The organism is Sulfurospirillum multivorans DSM 12446 (assembly GCF_000568815.1).
Taxonomy (GTDB): domain Bacteria; phylum Campylobacterota; class Campylobacteria; order Campylobacterales; family Sulfurospirillaceae; genus Sulfurospirillum; species Sulfurospirillum multivorans.
This window is the reverse complement of the sequence record NZ_CP007201.1, coordinates 1,366,448-1,386,396: the sequence shown is the minus strand read 5'-3', so window position 1 is coordinate 1,386,396 and position 19,949 is coordinate 1,366,448. Positions and strand designations below refer to the sequence as shown.

The window sequence follows — 19,949 nt, the reverse complement described above, 5'->3', positions numbered from 1 at the left end:
ATCCTTTCTTAATAGACTTCATCTGCATTCTAATCTTACTAATCTTTAAATATTAAAAGGTACAAATATTAATATTATTTTAAAAGGGATTTAGAGAGCTGTCCAACACAAATTCCGCCGTCATTGATTGCTAATTGTAGCGGAAAATAGAGATTTTGTGTGACATTTTGAAGAATTAGTTCCATAAGTGTGCGATTTTGAAACACTCCACCACCTAGTACCACGGGGTATGGATAGCGCGAATGCACCTCACAGAGAATTTTGACCAAAGTATTGAGAAATTTTGAAGCAATCAAGCGAGGTTCTTGGTCTCTTAGCATTTGAGCAAACATGGGCTTATAATAGACTATTTTATCGTCAATTTCGACTTCATAGAATTCCGTAATTAAAGGATCATACAGCGCTTCAAGAAGCAAACCACTCTCGCCATCATAACTCACATTGCCTTCCATACCGCACAAAACAGCCACCGCATCAAAGAGTCTTCCTACAGAAGAACAGCGTGGGGCATTGATCTTTTTGGTATAAACCTGTTTAAGAAGTTTGAGTGATTTTTCATCGAAATAATCCAGCAGATGCGCATCAGCATCATCGCCTAACACGTCCCACAACAAAGAGGCTAAAATGCGTCTGATCTCTTTGATGCTCGCGTCCCCTCCCAAGAGTAAAAAAGGCTCAAACGAGACAGCACGCTCATAGCTATTTTGATCACACACCAAAAACTCGCCACCCCAAATCGTACCATCATCCCCATACCCCGTACCATCCCACGCAATGCCCAGTACGGGTTGACTCAGATGATGCTCAAACATCGTTGAAAGAATATGCGCATAATGGTGTTGCACTTGCATAAAAGGAATTTTCTGCTTCTTTGCCCACTGGGTTGAGGCGTAATTGGGATGCAGATCACCCACAATAAGATCGGGTGTAAAGTCATAAAAACGGGCGAAATTCTCTATCATTTTCTCAAACAGTTCAATCGAAGCGATGTTATCCAAATCGCCGATGTAGGGGCTGACGATGATTTGATGGTGGTGGTAAATCGCGATCGCATTTTTTTGATGCGCACCAACGGCTAAAATTTTGCGTTCATCCTTTGAGTCCACCCGAAAACTCTGCGGTGCCATACCTCGCGATGCGCGCATAATGAGTGTTTTATCGCCCAAGTATTGTAAAACGCTGTCATCGCTTGAATTGACAATTTCGCGATTGTAATCCAGATAATACTCCACCACGTCGCTTAATTTTTCCACCAGAAGAGACGCTTCACTGATAATTGGCTCACCCGAACGATTGGCACTGGTTGCCACGATGGGATTTTTGAGGTACTCAAAAAGGATTACATGTAAAGGTGTGTACGGCAAAAAAACACCGAGACGATCGATACGTGGCGCAATCCGTGGACTCATTTTGGAAGTGGTAGTTTGACGCTTCACGAGCACAATTGGACGAAGCAGTGAGACAATGCCCTCCTCTTCTTTGGGGCTTAATACACACACTTCTTTGATAGCATCAAGGCTTTTAAACATCACGGCAAACGGCTTGGAAGGTCTGTGTTTTCGTTCTCTTAAACGTTCAATCACTGCGTCATTGGTCGCATCGCACATCAGATGAAAACCACCCATGCCTTTCATCGCAACGATATGCCCTGTGTTAATCAGCTCGGCTAGTTTTTGAATCGCCGCTTCATTGACGCCCAATAATTCACCGTGCATCGAACGCAGTGAGAGTGTCGGGCCACATTTTGGACAGCTGATGGGCTGCGCGTGATAACGACGGTTTAGCGGGTTGGTGTATTCCTCTTTGCACGCGTCACACATCTCAAAAGGCTGCATCGACGTGTAAGGGCGGTCGTATGGAACAGTTTTAATGATGGAATAGCGAGGCCCACAATTGGTGCAGTTGGTGAAAAAGTAGTGGTAGCGTCGATTGGTTGGGTCGTGCAACTCTTTGAGACATGCTTCGCAAATTGACATATCAGGAAGTACCAGTGAGGATTTTGTGCTTGCTTCATCGCTGTGGCGGATTTCAAACGTGGTATCGTCTTTACATGTAAGGATTTCTTTTGTGTAAATATCGATGCGTGCCAGAGGTGGAAGCTCTTTAAACAAAGCCAGTTCAAACGCTTTAAGGCTCTCTTCAAATCCTTCGATCTCGATAACAACACCCAAAGAGTTGTTCAACACAAACCCGCTAAGAGCGTAACGCGAGGCTAACGTATAGACAAAGGGGCGAAACCCAACCCCTTGGACAATACCTTCTATACGATAAATCAGACGCGATTTACTGATCAATCGGCAACTCTTTATTCAAACAGATCGTGTGATTGGGTTTGAGATTTTTGATGAGCATCTCTGAAAAGCGTTTATACCCAAAGAGTGAACCGCACAATGCAATCTTCATGCTCATTAAATTTTCTTTATGCGCATCCGCAAGATCGGAGATAAAATACGAAAGACTCTCCATGTACCCAAAACTCAGCGTCGTGTTATCGGTACCTGCAAGTTTAAAGCTCATGCCGCTGCGAAGCATTCTGACGTAATCAAGATCGGAACTAAGAGCGTCCTCTTTTTGCAAAAAGTAGTCAATGCGTGGTCCTTTGAGTCCACCAAAATCTTCTGCATTTTCCAAAAGTTGCTCACCTGCACGCTCAAAATCATCGCATAATCCTAACGCTATCGCCATCATTTTCCAAAGAGAATAGACACTTTTTGGTGTATCGCTTGGAATGGTAATTTCAACTGCTTTGGCGTAAATTTCAGGAAACTGCTCTTTATAATGTGCCACTAAACGCTCAGCACTTGGGCTACTGCGCTCGACTTCGGCAAAGAGTTCTTCAAAAGAAGAAGGCAGTGAAATTTCCACAAGATTGAGCATACCATGCTCTTTCGAGTAGTGCATGATGCGATCATTGTGAAGGGTGCTAAAGTAAAAACAGCTTGTTGTGGCATCAAAAAGTTGATGCTCTTGCATGATGGACGCAAACGCTGCATGCGAAGGCTCATCAAACTTTTTCAAACTGGCTTTAAGGGCAGTGGAAGCATAATCACTTCCCTTGAGGATAAGAATCGCCCCATTTTCAAGCACACTGATGGTGAGTGGTTCTATAGCCTGTTGTGTTACATTCAATGTAACACGGTAACGTGCTTTGCAGGTTGACGCTTTGAAAAGGAACTGAATGCCTTTTGCAAACAGCTGTTTAGAAAGCTGATAAAGGAAAAGATCATCGGCAAGGCGCAAGGTCACGCGCGCTTGTGAAATAATCTCTTTTTGTGCAAACAGCGCATTGACTTTGAAACGAATCGCAGGACGCTCCAACGAAGCCAAAGCTTTGATCTCATTTTCCCTACACACAACCATGCGCTCAACAACCGACAAATCGGTCGCGATCACTTCAAAGGCTTTACACTCAGTGCTGTTTTCAATTTTACCAAAGACAAACGAGCCATTTTTGGTTTGAATCGACACATTTTCACCGCTTGAAATCAATTCAGCAACGCTTTTATAAAGCGTTTTATAACCCGCCGATGTGTTTACATGTAAAAGCTCTTTATCATCTTGAAAAAGGCTTACATGTAACTCTTTTTCACCCAAAATCGGTGAGAGATACTGTGGCGAACTTGGCGAATCAACCGACGCTAAATTTTTAGGGGTAAATTCCACGTTGTACGATAGAGGAGGTAAAATTTCTGCCTCATCTGGCATGGCGTCCACAACTTCAACACTGGAGGATTTAAAGAAAATGGAAAGAGGTAGTGAGGCGGAGAGCGTATCGGCAAACGCGCCTAACGTTGTCTCCTCGGCTTCGACAAAAAGCGTTACAATCGATTCTTTACGAATGATTTTATGGATAATCCCACAATCACTCGCGATTTTTTTGAGTAAATTTTCTAAAATTCCATTATGCGAGACATAGTTAAATTCAAAGGCTAAGATCATCGATCCTCCAGACAAGACAGGTTGGCTACACTTTGGATGTCAATATCGCTCATTTGCTCATACGTAAAGCCTAATTCTACCAAATGTTTCAGTAAAACACTCTCCATCACGACGCTTCCTTTTAAAACAGCAGGTGTGAGTTCCAGTGTTGTATCATCAACCACTTCTGGGATAATACCAACGATTTTTGTGGTAGGGCGATCTCCAACGAGATCCATCATCGTGAGTGTTTGAAGCATCTCAACTTCATGTACGCTTCCTTGCCAGGTGATGGTATTGGGGACATTGTCAAAATCAAAAAAGTAGACATCACCGATCTTTCCATCATGAGCATCCACACAATCAAGAACGACAAGGTATTCATATTCAGCAATAACGGGGATTAATCTTTCTGCGAGGGTGCCACCATCAACGAACGTGATCGTGTGCTCAGGCGAAGAAAACTGATATTTTTGTTCAACAAGACGGCACAGATGCACTCCGACGCCTTCGTCGGAGAACATCACATTGCCAATGCCTAAAATCAACACTTTCAAGCCAAAACTCGCTTAGTGTTTTGGGTGTTGTTTATGAAATTTATAACCACTAATAATCGCATCCATTGAACCTTCTTTTCCCATGATGGAGTTAAAGATCGCCATATAGATGTGAATCGGTAAGAAGATCAAGATACCCCACATAACGATATGGTGAATCTCTCTTACCATAGCAAGTCCACCAAGCATCGCTTCAATGGGGCGCATATAGTCATATAAAAAGCCCCCAATACCGCCTGCTTGATACGAATGCACATACAAAATAAGACCTGTGATGCTAATGATAAAAATCATTGTATACAGACCTACGTATGCAATAAACTGCAACGGATTATACACACCTCTTAACTGAGGATGTTCCCCCATAAAAAGGTAATATTTAAGCTGCCCAAACCACACTTTTGGACTGACAAAATCTAAAAACGATACCCTCTCCTTTGAACTGATACGATCAGCAAAAAAGAGGTATGTTTTAAATAGCGTAATGGCGATGAGTAAAAATCCTGCGATTTCATGCCACATTCTGAATTTTGCATTTAAGAAGAGGATAGGCTCATCTGATGCTTCAGGTGCAATGAACACATAGGTTAAATAAAACCCTGTCACCGTTAATACAAAAATAGCAATTGCTCTAAGCCAGTGCGTCCAACGAAGCCCTGCTGAGAACTCAAATTCTATATCTCTTTTCATCTTAGACTCCCTTTCTCTTTAGCAAGACGCACCGTTAACATTGACCTTATAACTGCTCATCTCATTCCCTTTGGTATCCATGACGTGTACTGCACATGCAAGACATGGATCATAAGAGTGGATAATCCTTACGATTTCAAGTGGTTGAGAAAGATCGGTGATCTTTAAGCCGATCAAAGACTCTTCGTATGAACCTCTAACACCTTTTGCATCTTTTGGACTTGCATTCCATGTGGTTGGAACAACGGCTTGATAGTTTTCGATCACACCATTTTTGATTTTGACCCAGTGACTCAAAACACCTCTTGGCACGTTGCCAATGTAACGACCTTTGTACTCTTTGTTTTTATCAATCTTGTAACTTGTACATGTAGAATCATCGACTTTAAGGTTTTGAATCAATGCGGTAAATGCTTCCAAGCCATGATCTGCAATTACTTTGGCTTCAAGCATACGACACGCTGTACGACCGAGTGTTGATGCAACGGCAGTAATAGGAAGACCTGTATCTTTTAAGAACTTATCAACAACGGCTTTAACACGTTTGTTGCCAAGCGCATAATTGATAACAATGTTTGCCAATGGTCCTACTTGAAGTGGTTTACCATCATAACGAGGTGCTTTCACCCATGTGTATTTACCCTTTTCATCAATAACTTTAGTCGGAGCCAAAACACCTTTGTCATTAATGGTTTGAGCATCTTTAAAGCCTGTATAGTTAGGCTCTTGACGACCTTCATACGGATGATAAGCGGCATTGTCTTTGTACCATGCGTGGGTTGCTTCTTCGGTAATTTTGCTTTCATCAAGTGTTTGAACTTTGAAAGGTTTCCCTGTAATTAAATTGACCACATCTTCAGCCATCATCAGTCCGCTCTCAAACAAAAACTCTTTTGCATTAATTTGGAATTCTTGATGCGTCCAAAGGTTTGCAACACCAAGACCACCAGTAACACTTGGCTCACCTGCATAGGCAAGTCCCGCCATAACAAGATCAGGATAGTACGCACGATTCACAAAATCCGCAATTTCTTTGAATTTCGTCATAAATTCACCTAAACGTGAAGGGGTTTGAAGGTCCATAACACAGGTAACACCACCAACAGTTAAGCTTTGTGGATGCGGTTGTTTGGCACCAAATACTGCCATCATTTGTGCCGCAACACGTTGCATTTCGAGTGCTTTTAAGTAATGAGAAACGGCAATAAGATTTTGTTCCGGTGTTAATTTATAGGTTGCATGTCCCCAGTACGCATTTGCGAATGGTCCAAGGTGACCTTTTTTAACAAATTCCGCTACTCTCTTTTGGGTTGCAACAAGATCATCAGCACCACATGCAATAGGCGCATCGGTGTATTTAAATGACTCAGCGGCTGCTTTGTGTGGATCGGCTTTAAGTGCTGAGACAACATCGACCCAGTCAAGTCCATGGAGATGATAAAAATGAACAGGATGGTCATGTAAAAAAAGCGCACAGTTCATCAACGTGCGTGTCAATTTTGCATTAAGTGGAGGCTCAATTCCAAGCGCATCTTCAACCGCCACAATGCCTGCTTTGTAGTGTGAGTAGGTACAAACACCACAAATTCTTTGGGTCATAAAACCAGCATCTCTTGGATCTCTACCTTTTAAAATGGTTTCGATACCTCTCCAAAGTGTTGAAGAAGAGTATGCTTCTGTTACAACATTGTTATCATCAACGATAACTTCAACCCTTAAATGCCCTTCGATTCTGGTTATTGGATCGACTACGATTCTTTTACTCATTTACTTATCCTTCTCTTATTCTTCAGTTTTTCCACTGCCCTTAACCGCAGCAATCGCCGCATGAGCCGCAATACCTACCGCAGTTACTGTCAAAAGCGCTACGCCTACTTTATCAGCAGTTTTATCAGCACCTTCACCATAAACGGTATGATAGAGTCTATCCCCTAGAGGTTCTTCAAATGGTCCCATGTTATCCCAAAATCCTGGTTCGGAACAACCGATACAGCCATGACCTGCTTGAACGGGCCAAGAAGTATGTTGGTTAAATCTCTCACGTGAACAGTTGTTAAACGTATAAGGGCCTTTACAACCCACTTTATAAAGACAGAAGCCTTTTTTAGCACCGGCATCACCGAATTCTTGAACGAATTCGCCCGCGTCAAAGTGACCGCGTCTTTCGCAAAGATCATGAATTCTAAGACCGTAAGCCCATTTTGGACGGTTATACGCATCGAGTGCTGGAAGTGTGCCAAAAAGAATGTAATGAAGCACGTTACCGACGATATTTTTCTCACTTGGAGGACAACCTGGAACGTTAATAACGGGTTTATTGGTAATTTTGCTCAGTGGTTGTGCATTGGTTGGGTTTGGATGAGCCGCTTGGATACCACCAAAACTTGAACAGGAGCCAATGGCAAAAATAGCTGCCGCTGATTCAGAAGCTTTTTTAGCGCTTGCTTGTCCTGTTTGACCATGAGGTCCAACGGTTAAGAAGAATTCACTACTGCCCGCAGGAATACCACCTTCAACCATTAAAATATATTTGCCCTTGTATTTCTCAATCGCACTCTCTAAATTGTGCTCTGCTTGCCATCCACAGGCGACCATCAATGTCTCATGGTACTCGAGTGAAATGTGATCAAAAATCAAACTATCAATGGTAGGAGCATCCGTTCTAAGCAAACTCTCACTACAGCCCGTACACTCAGCCATATGCAACCAAATAACTGGCAAACGATCCGTCAATTCAGCCGCTTGTGCCATCAATGGTGTAAATGTTGAAGGTAACGACAACATAGCAGTAACGCCTGCTGCCCACTTCATAAAATCTCTACGGTTGATGCCATGTTCTTCCATCAGTGCCGCAATAGATTTTTCCTCCTTAATACGGGGGAACTTCTCAAGATTGCTCAGTCTCTCAGCAAGCCTTTCGTACAGTTTCGCGTGTTCCATAAATTTCTCCTGTGTAAATTTTCCAAGATCAAAACATTAAGGTATCATTCAGATAATAGACAAATTTTCTTTACCTGAATGAGTATTCATTTAGTATTAAATCAAAAAATATTTCATATTATGCTAGTAAGGCACATTATTCAGGAGATTTTAAATCAACGGAGTAGAAAGGTAACAAAAAAAGAAGATAAAAAGTGTATTGTATTAAAAATGGCTAAATTGTCACACATGGAACCATCTTGCTATTGGGTGGTACAGACCGAACAAACGTCAAAACTTTTGAGGATAAAGTCGGCTTTGGTAAACGAATGTAGACCAATAAGTGCTTTTTGTGCCGTGGATGGATTTTGCTTATCACCGTTACCTAAATTCCAAACCGTTGGCGTGATAATATCATACGATTGAATCATCCCTTGATGCACTTTTACATGATGGATGAGTGATCCACGTGGTGCTTCGACCACGCCCATTCCCTCGCCACTTAAACTGTGAATCTCTTTTTTGGGTGGAATAAAAGAGGGCTCTTTGAGGTTTAAACGCTCTAAAAGATGCTTGGTGCGCCAGAGCAAATGGGCACATTCAACGGCACGTGCCACCACGCGTGTGAGTGATGCGTCTTTAAATCTGCGGTGAAAATCACGCATCAGCGGCTCTTTTGCCACCATTAAACGTGCCATTGGGCCTACTTCACAAAAACTCTTTTTGTACATCGCACTTTTGGAATAGGTATAGCCTTTGTGTTTGTCTTCAAAAAAAGTGTGTTCCAAACTCTCATGTACGTATTTGACATCCGCACTCAGTACGGTTGTTTTGGAGGCTTTGAGACTTCCTTCGTACATGTAAGACTCACCTAACGCTAAAAAGCGATCAAAACTACGTCCTAAACGATCAAAACCGTGTTTGAGCATCTCATCAATGCCGTGAGAGAGCGCTGAAGGTGCCGACATCACCTGCAAGGCAGAATCAAACTCCAATAACTCTTCCAAACGCATCCCGTAAAAATGCTCTTCGCAAAAAGCAATCACCGCATCTAAACAGCCAAGTGCACTGAGAACATCACTTTTAAGGGGATCACACGTCACGCCTCCTGCCATCACAAACGAGCCATGCGGCCACTGCCCTGTAAAATGAGCACTCATTTTAAGCGTCTCCATAATCGCATTTTGTGCGTGGAACCACTGCTTCTCTTTAAAAGCATTGCCGTGATAGGTTGGGTTAGAAACGCGTTTAAGCTCTGGTAAAATAGTGAAAAAATACCATTTGATGTGGTTGTGAATCTTCTCAGCATTGAGGGCGATTTCACGAATATCTTTGGCTTTTTGGCTTACATGTAAACGCTCGCCTGCATTTTTATAACACGCTTCAATGGCATGTACAGAGGCGATGGCGTGCGAATGAGAACAGATACCACACACTCTGGGCGTTAAAGCCAACGCATCTAAAATAGGGCGCTTTTGCAAAATCTCTTCAATGCCACGGTAATTAAAAAATTTAATGCGAGCAAAGCTGACTCTCTGCTCTTCCCACTCCAACTCCAAGGTCGCTTCGCCCTCTATGCGCTGTATAATCTCTTTAGTTATCTTCATCTATCAGCTTCTTTTCAAGTCTCTCGATTTTAAAACTTTTTGCCACACCTGCAAGGCTGTAATACGCACGCTTTGAGATGCCAAAAGGCGTTTGAGGCAAAGACATATTTTTTTGGGTTTCATACAATGCAACTCTAGGAAAGTCAAACTCTGTACACCCTAAACAGGGCGAACCTGCTCTTGTTTTGGAGCTCACCCCATTCCATAAAATCTTATTGCAATTGGCATGGCTCATTGGCCCCAAACAGCCGTGTTCGTAAAACAAACACCCTTCTCTCTCTCCAAGCTGTTTGCTATCGACCTTCCATTCAAAATATTCGTTGCGCAAACACCCATGATGGGCAAGATAAGAGAAGACCTCTTTGGGGCGCAAGAAGCCATCTAGAAGTACTTTTTCACCCACATGCAACGCTAAAAGTGTCTCCACCAACCAGCGTGGATGTACGGGACAGCCGGAGATGTTAATGACATTGTTTTTCTCCAGCCAATAACCGCCTTTTTCTTTACCGCTAAACAGTGCGCCTGTAATCTTTTGTGGATCACGTAGTCTAAAAACACCGCCAAAACTCGCACAACTACCTGCGCAGATGATATGCGTGGCACGAGAGGCAAGAGTGTCGAGGATTTCATGAAACGGAATCCCAAAGCGCTCAATAAGCCTCTCATCGTGGCTCAAAGCACCCTCTAATATCAAAAAATCAAACTTTGTATCGCTCTTAAGGAAGCTTAGAAAATCCTCTGCACCGCATAAAAGCGGATGATACAGCATTTCAAAGGAAGCGGCGAAACTTGGCATCTGTGGGTAGTTAAAAAAGGAGTGGCTGTTACCATTACATGTAAGACCTTGAAGCCAGATAATAGTGGATTTTTGAGACATTAGTGTTTGAGCGCGTTGTAGATATTGAGCGCAATCTCATCGACATAATGGTTAAGATCTTTTTCCAAAACACCTTCCCCACTTAAAAAAACAAACCCACCCAAATAGCCCATAAACAGCCCAAATGCAGAGAAAAAATCTTGATTGCGAAGTTCCCCACGCGCCACTCCCTCTTCAAAAAAGATCATCAGTTCGGTCACAAACGATGAGACGCACAGCATCCCTTCGCATCCCTCTTTGAAGACTTCCCTATTGGCAAGGTAGACACGTAAAAAGTAGTTGATGTGTTGTGGTTTTGAAGAAGCCATCTCAAAATAGAGTGCCACAATCTTTCGAATCTTCTCCTTCGCGTTTCCCTCTTCTTCATTAACGAGGCGGATCTCAGCGCCTAAAATATCGGAAGAGTATTTGATGATCTCTTTGGCAAGCATCTCTTTGGAGGAAAAATAGTTATACATATTCCCCACACTCATGCCCATTGCTTTGGCGATGTCGGGAATCGTTGTGGCATAAAAACCTCGTGTTGAAAAGAGCATTAACGCCGCATCTAAAATCTTTTCACTTTTGCGTAATTTTTTATCCACGTGTGTGATCCTTCCAAAGTGTCGTTTTGCTTATTTTACCATCTTTATTAATATTCATTTAAAATGTTTGACTATAATTTCTCTGATTGAATCTCAAAGGAGTACGAATTGTTACTTATGAAACTAAAAGCTGAAGAAAAATTTGCTTTTTTACAACTCGCACAGTATGTTGCGAAACTCGATGGGGAATATGGGCTCAAAGAGCGCGAATTGGTCGATGAATACTGTACCGAGATGGGCATTGAAAATATGGAAATTAATTTAGAATCCTTCAATTTAGAAGAGACGTTGGAGACCTTTAGATCGATGCAAAGCCGAAAAATCACCATTCTAGCGTTAATGGTGTTGGTGCATGTTGATGACAAATTTGGCATTTATGAGCATAAAACAATGGATAAAATCGCACATATTTTCAACATTTCAGAAAGAGAGATGCACCTTTTTTCGATGTGGGGGAAAATGGGCTCAGCGCTATACGAACAAGCGATGGTTTTTACAGCAGATTAAGTGTAAACGCCTTTGGGCGTTTACACGGGACTTGCACTATTATTTTCCTTTTTTAGGAAAACTCTTTCTCTCTTCGATCAATTTACCTTCCAATATCTTCTTACCACTCTCAACACCGGGTTGATCGTAGGTATTGACATTCATCATTTGACCAACAAGCGAGGTTAAAAGCTCATAGTAGAAAATTAACTTTCCAATGTTTGCTTCATCAATGTGTTGAAGGGTAATGGTGTCGATTGGAATATCTTTTTTATCCAAAAGTGCCTCAATCGTTGAATCAGCTTGCATGTTAATGAGGTCACAAAACGCAATACCATTCATCAAATCCAAGCTCTCAAGCTCTTTGAGTGTAATGGAAGGAATCTTGATTTTGTCATCAAAGTTTTCGATTTTAAGCACGGTCACACTTTTATCGCGAAGCCCTTCAACAATGAGCTGTAAAAAAGAGTGTTGATCTTTGGGGCCAATAAGCCCAACAGGGGTAAGACCCACGTTAAAGCTGCTGTGTTTTTGTTTTTTACCCAAACTCTCTCCCCAAAGTTGCACATACCAGTCGGTAAAACTGTCCAAACTCTCGGAGTACGCAAAAAGGGTGTTGATGTTGTAGTGCATCGAATTTTTAGCGTAGTAGGTCGCTTTTTTCAACAGTGTCTCTTTGATGTAACCATCTTCAAAGAAGCTTTTTTTAATCGCTTTGGCACCATCTAGTAAGCGTTGAATATCCACACCCACCAAAAGCAATGGTGCAAGACCTGCGGCACTTAAAACGGAAAAACGTCCGCCGACATTGAGAGGAATATGTAAAATAAATGAGTTCAATGTTTTGGCATGGGCTTCGAGTTTTGAGCCACTATCGGTGACAAAGGTGAAGCGATAATCGAGGGAAATCTCTTTGGCTTTTAACAAGGAAAGAATGTATTTGTAAACCGAAATGGTCTCGATCGTTGAACCTGATTTACTGATGACAAAAAAGTGAGTGTTTTTGATGTCCAGTTTATTGAGCGTGGAGCGAATAGACGCAGGATCAGTACTCTCAAAAAGGTGCAATCGTTTGTCGAAATCACGAATACCTTGAAGTGCTCTAAAAATCGCTTTAGGCCCTAATGAACTTCCCCCGATACCGATAATAGCGATATCTTTGATCGCATCGTAATCATTTTTAGATTTAAACTCTTCTAGGTAATTTACAAGATCGGTAATCTCTTGATCGGGCAAGGCGTAATAGCCAATGGTGTCCTGTTCAGCCACGATTTTTTCAAAGATGCCCTCTTCTACTTTAATATTAAAATAGAGTGAATTTTTCAAACGTATCCTCCAAATGATAATTGGTGTGATATTACTACTAACAATCTTAAAAAAGCCAAAACATAGAGGCGTTGTGGTATATTAATACCTATATTAAGCACAGAGGAAAAGCATGTTTTTACCCACCACACACGAAGAGATGATGGATCGAGGTTGGCAACAACTCGACATCATTTTGATCACCTCCGATGCCTATATTGATAGTCCCTATATGGGCGTTTCGGTTGTAGGTCGTGTGTTAGAAAAGGCGGGGTATAAAGTCGGCATCATCGGGCAACCTGATGTTACATGTAAAGATGATATTGCACGCCTTGGAGAACCAAAGCTTTTTTGGGGTGTCAGTGGCGGCAGTGTGGACTCGATGGTGTCCAACTACACGGCGACAAAACGGTTTCGCAACAGCGATGACTACACACCTGGTGGCATTAACAACAAACGCCCCGACCGTGCCAGTTTGGTCTACACCAACCTCATCCGCCAACACTTTAAAGAGACCGTTCCTATTATGCTTGGTGGCATTGAAGCCAGTCTGCGACGTGTCACACACTATGATTTTTGGAGCAATAAACTTCGCAAACCCATTTTATTTGATGCCAAAGCCGATTACCTCCTTTATGGCATGTCAGATCACAGCATTGTCGAGTTTGCCGATGCCCTAAAAAAGGAGATTGAGCCTTTACATGTAAAAGGGTTATGTTACATTTCCAAAGAGCCAAACGAGGCTTTTTTAGCGCTTCCGAGCCATCAAGAGTGCCTTGATGATAAACTCAAATTTATGGATATGTTTGACATTTTCTACCACAATAATGACCCCATCTCCGCCAAAGGACTCTGTCAAAAAGTCGATTCGCGCTACCTCATCCAAAATCCACCTGCGCTTTACCTCACTACCGAAGAGATGGACGAAGTCAGTGCGCTTCCCTTTATGCGCGATGTGCATCCGTACCACAAAAAAGAGGGTGCGGTGAAAGCGCTTGAAACGATCAAATTTTCCATCTCAACGCACCAAGGCTGCTATGGCGAATGTAGTTTTTGCGCGATCAGCGTGCATCAAGGCAGAACCATTCGAAGTCGAAGTGAAAACTCTATTCTCAATGAGGCGAAACACTTTACGACTTATAAAGATTTTAAAGGCATCATCTCCGATCTTGGAGGACCAACGGCGAATATGTACGGCTATGAATGCCATAAGAAAGTGACCAAAGGCACCTGTGAAGAGAAGAGCTGTATGTTTCCAAAGCTCTGTAAAGCACTTAAACCAACGCACAAAAAACAGCTTGATCTGCTTCGAAAAGTACGCTCCCTTCCAGGCATTAAAAAAGCGTTTGTCGCTTCAGGGATTCGGTATGATCTGATCAGTGAAGATAAAGCCTATGGCTATGAGTATCTTAAAGAGATTGTGGAGCATCATCTCAGTGGGCAGATGAAGATCGCGCCTGAGCACATTGATGATGAGATCTTAGCATTGATGGGAAAACCGGGTAAAGAGTCGTTGGTTGAGTTTAAAGCGCTCTTCGATCGGCTTTCTCGTGAATCGGGCAAAAAACAGTTTCTCACCTACTACCTTATCGCCGCGCATCCAGGCTGTGAGGAGAAGCATATGCACTCTCTCAAACAGTTTGCAAGCAATGTGCTCAAAATCAATCCCGAACAAGCGCAAATCTTTACGCCAACCCCTTCAACGTATGCAACGTTGATGTACTACACAGGGCTTCATCCTGTGACGCGCAAACCGCTTTTTGTCGAAAAAGATATGCAGAAAAAAGAGCGTCAAAAAGAGATTGTTGTCTCCAAAGAGCGTAAATACTACAGTGGATTAGACAGCTGATCTAGCCAAATTCAGGTAAAATAATCCCAAAGAGGTCGACAATGGATACGCTTGTTTTTCAAAACATCATTATCGCTATTGTTCTTGGGCTGATCATTGGGTTGCAACGTGAAATGAACCTTTTGTATGCCAACCGCCAGAAAGATTTTGGAGGGGCACGCACTTTTGCGCTCATCGCACTCATTGGCTATCTCTCTGCGTGGCTCAATGCGTCTGTTCCTTACCTGCTTATTGCGTCTACATCTGTTTTAGGCGCTCTTCTGATGGGTGCGTATATTCTCAATCGAACACCTACAGAAAACGGCATGACCACAGAGTTTTCAGCGTTGGTGGTTTTTCTCATAGGCGCCCTGCTCGCGTATGAGAAAATGGCACTGGCTGTTTTTGTTGCTATGAGTGTCCTTTTTATCCTCAATCTTAAAGAGAAAATCCAGACCTATGAAAAAGTGATTGAGAAACAAGATCTGAGCGCGATGATTCTTTTTTTGATGATGAGCTTTGTTATTTTGCCGCTTTTCCCCGATGAACCGCTTGATCCTTGGGGCTATTTCAATCTTTACAATATCTGGCTCATGGTCGTTTTGGTCGCAGGCATCTCTTTTTTAGGCTACATCGCCGTACGCCTTGTGGGGGCTAAACATGGTATTGGTTTAGCAGGTCTGTTAGGAGGTATTGTCTCCTCAACCGCCGTAGCACTCAGCCTTGCACGACGTTCCAAAGAGAATCCTTCGCTTTCTAAAAATCTGGCTATTGGGGTAGGACTTGCCTGCTCCATCATGCTTTTTCGTATTTACATCGAGCTTCTTATCATCAATGCCGCGCTGGCTCATGAGATTTTGTACCCTGTTTTGATCGCTTCTGGTGTGGGGTATCTCTATCTTGGATTTATCTACGTTACCACAGAAAAAGAGAAAATCATTCAAGAAACCGTGTTTAAAAACCCGTTTCAACTCTCCGAAGCGCTTATTTTAGGAGTTTTATTTGGCGCTGTCATCGCTTTAGTCAAATTTGCAAACACTTCCTTTGGTGAATTAGGTGTTTATATTATCTCCTTTATTTCAGGTCTAACGGACACCGATGCGATAGCACTCTCCCTTGCCTCCTTGTCCAACAATGGACTGGATACAACAACCGCATTAAACGCTATTACGCTTGCGATCATCGCCAATTCATTGCTTAAAAGTATCATTGTTTTTCTACTGGGCACACGCCGCATTGCCTCGTATGTTGGTGGCTATCTCGTGCTGACGATTGGAACATTTTGTGGTGCTTATTATGCACTCTCGTAGTTTACATGTAAAGGAGAAAGAATGAGCGTTTTAATGGAATTTAGTATGTTTCCTCTTGAAGGTGAAGGCAGTAAAAGTGCCGATGTGGCGCGCATTGTCGAGATGATTCATGAGAATGGCTACAGCTATAAACTGACTCCCATGAGTACGGTGGTTGAGACACCTACGATGAGCGAAGCGCTAAAATTGGTCGAGCAAGCCTATGCCCTGCTTGAAGCGTGCGGGCGTGTGTATGCGTGTTTGAAATTTGACATACGACCTAACCGCACAGATGGCATGCACCAAAAAATTGAATCGGTGCAAAACAAGCTGGATTGTTTGATTACGATTTAAAAAATTTCACAGGGTGCCGATCTTACTCGTATGTTTAAATAAGGGGGCAACTTTATGGAAACCGTCGGAGCCAATAATTACAATTATAATAGCTTTGGTTTTTCACTGCAAACCAGTAGCGGCGATGTGATCGATCTGAGCATGTATGACGCGCGCTACGCAGAGATTTCACAAGAGAGTGATGGCAACTCACAAAGTACAACATTCACACTTGCACACGCGTATGGCTATAATTTTCATTACGAAGGTAATGGTATTGACGCCAATGATCAAAAAGAAATTGATGCGGCGATGGAAACCATTCAGCCGATGATGGACGAATACCTCAAAAACGTACAAGAGAGTGCAAGTAACACCAACATTGCAAGCTTGACCAACACCGCATATGAAGTCAACGCAGCACTTCCTCAAACGAGTAATGAAAACACGCAAAATTACATCAATGACTCGATTTTGACGAGCCTTGATAAAATCTTAGCAAAAGTCGAAAATCAAAATGAAAAAATGCTCAAAGAGACACAAAAACTCTTTGAAAGTATCTTAAAGCAACAAAAAGGTTTTGAGCTTTACATGTAAACCATTTTGTACGCTACCTTCCGCATTAAAAACAGACTCCACACATCATGCTTCTAAGATAACATTAATTTATCTTTAAGTATGATGTGATGTTCGTATGTCTCTTTCAGTTAACAAAGCCTCTCAATCAATACCATGCCTTTTCTAAATCATTGTTTACCCAAAGGATTAGGATGCATTCAATCAAACATTACGCTGTGGATTTTACGGGACGTGGTAGCGAATATTTTCGCATCTGGATTGTCAATATTGCGCTGAGCATCATTACACTTGGGATTTACTCTGCGTGGGCAAAAGTACGAACCATGCGCTGGTTTTATGGGCATACGTTTTTGGATAACCACTCCTTTTCGTATTTAGCGACACCCATGCAAATTCTCAAAGGAAGGTTGATTGCGGCAACACTGTTGATTCTTTATGTGGGAACATCCAAATTTGCACCGCTGGTGAGTACGCTTATCATTGTCGCCATTGGTATCGCTTCACCATGGATTATTGTTGCTGCCCTTCGTTTTGGCGCACGCCAAAGTGCCTATCGAGGGTTGCGATTTAATTTTACGGGAACGGTAGGAGAAGCGGCAAAAGTGTACCTTTTAATGCCTGTTCTTACCATCATCACCTTTGGACTTGCTTTGCCTTATGTTGCCTACACGCAACTCAAATTTTTAGCCACTCATTATGCGTATGGTACGACAACAACTTCTTACAGTGGATCATCAAAACCTTTTTGGAAACTCTATCTTTTCACCCTCGCCTTTTTAGCTGTGGTTTGGGGCATGATAGGGGCACTGATTTATGCTTACATGGTAACGCATCCTGCCCTTTCACCTGAGACACACAAACAGATGATTGGGCTGGCGATCTCAGTTGGGCTCTTAGCCTTTTATATCACGATTCCCATCGCCGTCGCTATCATCAAAACACAAACGATCAATCTTTTTTACAACCATCTGCATTTAGAAGACGTTCGTTTTCATTCAACCCAACGCGTTCGTGATGTTTTATGGATTTATGCCACCAATCTTTTGCTGATTATGATCACGTTTGGAGTGTACATCCCATTTGCGAGTGTGCGTTTAGCGCGTTATCGCTCACTTCATCTTGAAATCATTGCCGCTAATTTAGATGAATTTGCCGTACAATCGTTTGCCACAACAACCGCTGTTGGCTCTGAAATATCAGATCTGTTTGATATGGATATTGGTGTGGCATGATCACGTTTGAAGGAGAGTATTTCGATGGCAAAACTTCTCGTCCCACCAGTGTCAGCATTGAAGTGGGCGAAACAGAGCTTTTTATGCACACGCCCACACGCTACTCCTCTTTTGCACTCAAAGAGATCAAAATAGACCCGATGGTGGGCAGTGCAAGCAGTATCGTCTACCTTCCTCACCATCAAGAAATACACAGCCATGATCTTGAGGCACTTCGTGCACTGGAACAGCAACTCAAACAAAAATCACCTGAATACCTTGCCCACTATTTTGAGAGCAAACTACGTTATGTGTTCGCGACGTTGGTCTTTACCATTGCTCTTTTGGGTGCAGGATTTTTTTACGGCATTCCCACCGTTGCCGCTTATGTTGCGCGCGTTGTTCCTGAAAACATTAAACTGATGATGGATAAAGAGAGTCTTGCCCTCCTTGATAAGATGTATCTCAAAGAGACGCTTTTACCGATAGAGCGACAAACGGCCATCACGGAACAGCTCAATCGTTTTTGCGCCACAACTCACTGTGCTCCGTTTCAACTGCTCTTTCGCAGTAGCCCAATTTTAGGCGCCAACGCGTTTGCCCTTGCGGGTCAAAGTATGGTTGTGACTGATCAATTGGTTGAAAAAGCAGAACATGATGCTGAGATTGTGGCTGTTTTAGCACATGAACTAGGGCATATCAACGCGTCACATACGCTTAAAATGGCACTTCAAGCGATGGGTTCAGGTGTTTTGATCGTGATGATAACAGGCGATGTGAGTACGTTTTCAGACCTTGCGACAGGCATTCCACTGTTGCTGATTCAACAAGGCTATTCTAGGGAAATGGAAGAGGAAGCCGATGCGTTTGCGCTTCAAGGACTTTTAAAAGCGAAGATTTCTCCGCACTATTTTGCGACGATATTAGAGCGCATTGACCCCGATGCCAATGCATCCAAAACGCCTTTTGCAAGTCATCCTGAAACGCGCAAACGCATTCAGCCTTTTTTGGATGCATCCAGCTTGTAAGCTTTACATGTAAAGAAGATGGTGGCATGAGTTCATGCCACCGTGAGGCTTATTTGAAAGTTTTTTCCAAATGAGCCATAAAGCGTACTTTCTCTTTTTCCAAATCCAAATCGCCTTTAAAAATGTCATGCACGGAGAAGGTTTCAAGCGGTTCTGCGCTACAAAATTGGAAGGTTTTATGCGTTGCAACATTGGCTTCATCAAGGCTGAGTCCGCTGAAAAAGCCCTCTTTATCGTTAAATTCTGACGTTGGGCAGTTGTAGGTGATGGAGAGCATATACTGTTTTCCTTGCATCAAGCCACCGCTTCCGTAGCGTTTGGTTGCGTCACTTCTGGTTCTGCCATCGTTCTCATAGGTGACGGTTCCTTGACCTGTGGAAAAAATCTCATCAATGTATTTTTTAGCCAGCCAAGGCACGCCCATCCAGTAGGTTGGGAATTGAAAGAGGATAATATCGGCCCATGCAAATTTTTCAACCTCTTCTTTGACGTCATAATCGCCCTCAACCTCACTGTGTTTGATGGCATAGCCTGCTTTGTGAAAAAACTCTGTGGCGGTGTCGATGTAAAACTGTGTGAGTTTCCCCTCTGCAACCACAGGGTATTTTTGATGCCCGTTGATAATCAGTACATTTTTCATTTGATTTCCTTTTGTGTTTATTGTTGGAAAATTATAATGTTAGCATGCTTAACATATCCTTACGATACTTTTAGTGTGTAATGATATATTTTTATATT

At 42.6% G+C, this 19,949-nt stretch carries 18 protein-coding genes; 7 read left to right on the top strand and 11 right to left on the bottom strand.

All coding sequences use genetic code 11. From position 1 onward, the window contains the following. Positions 1-74 precede the first annotated feature (74 nt). The 9 genes from hypF to SMUL_RS07050 form a co-directional block, all read right to left on the bottom strand. On the bottom strand, positions 75-2,294 hold the full coding sequence (gene hypF, locus SMUL_RS07090; RefSeq protein ID WP_025344564.1) for a carbamoyltransferase HypF: 2,220 nt from the start codon (positions 2,292-2,294) through the stop codon (positions 75-77). Next, positions 2,284-3,939: a hypothetical protein gene (locus tag SMUL_RS07085; protein WP_025344563.1), complete on the bottom strand. Its 1,656-nt coding sequence runs from the start codon at positions 3,937-3,939 to the stop codon at positions 2,284-2,286. The genes hypF and SMUL_RS07085 overlap by 11 nt, the downstream gene beginning before the upstream one ends. Further along, a complete protein-coding gene (locus tag SMUL_RS07080; protein ID WP_025344562.1) occupies positions 3,936-4,475 on the bottom strand; it encodes a HyaD/HybD family hydrogenase maturation endopeptidase in 540 nt (179 codons plus the stop codon). Before SMUL_RS07080 ends, SMUL_RS07085 begins: the two co-directional genes overlap by 4 nt. Positions 4,476-4,487: 12 nt before the next feature. Beyond that, the gene (gene cybH, locus SMUL_RS07075) at positions 4,488-5,165 is read right to left on the bottom strand and encodes a Ni/Fe-hydrogenase, b-type cytochrome subunit (RefSeq protein ID WP_025344561.1); all 678 of its coding nucleotides are present in this window, start codon (positions 5,163-5,165) and stop codon (positions 4,488-4,490) included. 18 nt (positions 5,166-5,183) lie between these two features. Further along, the gene (locus tag SMUL_RS07070; RefSeq protein WP_025344560.1) at positions 5,184-6,932 is read right to left on the bottom strand and encodes a nickel-dependent hydrogenase large subunit; all 1,749 of its coding nucleotides are present in this window, start codon (positions 6,930-6,932) and stop codon (positions 5,184-5,186) included. A 15-nt stretch (positions 6,933-6,947) separates the two neighbouring features. Beyond that, positions 6,948-8,105, bottom strand: coding sequence for a hydrogenase small subunit (locus tag SMUL_RS07065; protein WP_038533160.1), 1,158 nt, complete (start codon positions 8,103-8,105; stop codon positions 6,948-6,950). 242 nt (positions 8,106-8,347) lie between these two features. Further along, positions 8,348-9,691 (bottom strand): nickel-dependent hydrogenase large subunit, encoded by a 1,344-nt coding sequence (locus tag SMUL_RS07060; protein ID WP_025344558.1) that lies wholly within the window; start codon positions 9,689-9,691, stop codon positions 8,348-8,350. Next, the gene (locus SMUL_RS07055; RefSeq protein WP_025344557.1) at positions 9,678-10,568 is read right to left on the bottom strand and encodes an NADH-quinone oxidoreductase subunit B family protein; all 891 of its coding nucleotides are present in this window, start codon (positions 10,566-10,568) and stop codon (positions 9,678-9,680) included. The genes SMUL_RS07060 and SMUL_RS07055 overlap by 14 nt, the downstream gene beginning before the upstream one ends. Further along, positions 10,568-11,152, bottom strand: a complete 585-nt coding sequence (locus SMUL_RS07050) for a TetR/AcrR family transcriptional regulator (RefSeq protein ID WP_025344556.1) — start codon at positions 11,150-11,152, stop codon at positions 10,568-10,570. Before SMUL_RS07050 ends, SMUL_RS07055 begins: the two co-directional genes overlap by 1 nt. 117 nt (positions 11,153-11,269) lie before the next feature. Between SMUL_RS07050 and SMUL_RS07045 the strand changes: the two genes are divergently transcribed. Continuing rightward, on the top strand, positions 11,270-11,659 hold the full coding sequence (locus SMUL_RS07045) for a TerB family tellurite resistance protein (RefSeq protein ID WP_223809808.1): 390 nt from the start codon (positions 11,270-11,272) through the stop codon (positions 11,657-11,659). A gap of 39 nt (positions 11,660-11,698) precedes the next feature. Here SMUL_RS07045 and SMUL_RS07040 read toward each other — a convergent pair whose 3' ends face one another. After that, positions 11,699-12,964, bottom strand: coding sequence for a glucose-6-phosphate isomerase (locus SMUL_RS07040; protein ID WP_025344554.1), 1,266 nt, complete (start codon positions 12,962-12,964; stop codon positions 11,699-11,701). A 112-nt stretch (positions 12,965-13,076) separates the two neighbouring features. On the opposite strand from SMUL_RS07040, the gene SMUL_RS07035 reads away from it, so the two are divergent. From SMUL_RS07035 to SMUL_RS07010, 6 genes are all read left to right on the top strand, one after another. Beyond that, positions 13,077-14,792, top strand: a complete 1,716-nt coding sequence (locus SMUL_RS07035; RefSeq protein WP_025344553.1) for a YgiQ family radical SAM protein — start codon at positions 13,077-13,079, stop codon at positions 14,790-14,792. A 41-nt stretch (positions 14,793-14,833) separates the two neighbouring features. Continuing rightward, a complete protein-coding gene (locus SMUL_RS07030) occupies positions 14,834-16,081 on the top strand; it encodes an MgtC/SapB family protein (protein WP_025344552.1) in 1,248 nt (415 codons plus the stop codon). 21 nt (positions 16,082-16,102) lie between these two features. Beyond that, complete coding sequence (locus tag SMUL_RS07025) at positions 16,103-16,414, top strand: thiamine-binding protein (RefSeq protein ID WP_025344551.1); 312 nt, start codon at positions 16,103-16,105, stop codon at positions 16,412-16,414. Positions 16,415-16,468: 54 nt separating this feature from the next. Further along, positions 16,469-16,990, top strand: a complete 522-nt coding sequence (locus tag SMUL_RS07020; RefSeq protein WP_025344550.1) for a hypothetical protein — start codon at positions 16,469-16,471, stop codon at positions 16,988-16,990. A gap of 173 nt (positions 16,991-17,163) precedes the next feature. Then, complete coding sequence (locus SMUL_RS07015; protein WP_025344549.1) at positions 17,164-18,204, top strand: YjgN family protein; 1,041 nt, start codon at positions 17,164-17,166, stop codon at positions 18,202-18,204. Continuing rightward, a complete protein-coding gene (locus SMUL_RS07010; protein WP_025344548.1) occupies positions 18,201-19,211 on the top strand; it encodes a M48 family metallopeptidase in 1,011 nt (336 codons plus the stop codon). Before SMUL_RS07015 ends, SMUL_RS07010 begins: the two co-directional genes overlap by 4 nt. Before the next feature lie 49 nt (positions 19,212-19,260). Here SMUL_RS07010 and SMUL_RS07005 read toward each other — a convergent pair whose 3' ends face one another. Next, complete coding sequence (locus tag SMUL_RS07005; protein WP_025344547.1) at positions 19,261-19,851, bottom strand: NAD(P)H-dependent oxidoreductase; 591 nt, start codon at positions 19,849-19,851, stop codon at positions 19,261-19,263. Positions 19,852-19,949 lie beyond the last annotated feature (98 nt).

Excerpts from the sequence above, each read along its gene's own strand:
- SMUL_RS07085 (WP_025344563.1), bottom strand. The coding sequence starts at position 3,939 with ATGATCTTAGCCTTTGAATTTAACTATGTCTCGCATAATGGAATTTTA.
- cybH (WP_025344561.1), bottom strand. The coding sequence starts at position 5,165 with ATGAAAAGAGATATAGAATTTGAGTTCTCAGCAGGGCTTCGTTGGACG.
- SMUL_RS07070 (WP_025344560.1), bottom strand. The coding sequence starts at position 6,932 with ATGAGTAAAAGAATCGTAGTCGATCCAATAACCAGAATCGAAGGGCAT.
- SMUL_RS07065 (WP_038533160.1), bottom strand. The coding sequence starts at position 8,105 with ATGGAACACGCGAAACTGTACGAAAGGCTTGCTGAGAGACTGAGCAAT.
- SMUL_RS07060 (WP_025344558.1), bottom strand. The coding sequence starts at position 9,691 with ATGAAGATAACTAAAGAGATTATACAGCGCATAGAGGGCGAAGCGACC.
- SMUL_RS07055 (WP_025344557.1), bottom strand. The coding sequence starts at position 10,568 with ATGTCTCAAAAATCCACTATTATCTGGCTTCAAGGTCTTACATGTAAT.
- SMUL_RS07045 (WP_223809808.1), top strand. The coding sequence starts at position 11,270 with ATGAAACTAAAAGCTGAAGAAAAATTTGCTTTTTTACAACTCGCACAG.
- SMUL_RS07035 (WP_025344553.1), top strand. The coding sequence starts at position 13,077 with ATGTTTTTACCCACCACACACGAAGAGATGATGGATCGAGGTTGGCAA.
- SMUL_RS07030 (WP_025344552.1), top strand. The coding sequence starts at position 14,834 with ATGGATACGCTTGTTTTTCAAAACATCATTATCGCTATTGTTCTTGGG.
- SMUL_RS07025 (WP_025344551.1), top strand. The coding sequence starts at position 16,103 with ATGAGCGTTTTAATGGAATTTAGTATGTTTCCTCTTGAAGGTGAAGGC.
- SMUL_RS07020 (WP_025344550.1), top strand. The coding sequence starts at position 16,469 with ATGGAAACCGTCGGAGCCAATAATTACAATTATAATAGCTTTGGTTTT.
- SMUL_RS07015 (WP_025344549.1), top strand. The coding sequence starts at position 17,164 with ATGCATTCAATCAAACATTACGCTGTGGATTTTACGGGACGTGGTAGC.
- SMUL_RS07010 (WP_025344548.1), top strand. The coding sequence starts at position 18,201 with ATGATCACGTTTGAAGGAGAGTATTTCGATGGCAAAACTTCTCGTCCC.
- SMUL_RS07005 (WP_025344547.1), bottom strand. The coding sequence starts at position 19,851 with ATGAAAAATGTACTGATTATCAACGGGCATCAAAAATACCCTGTGGTT.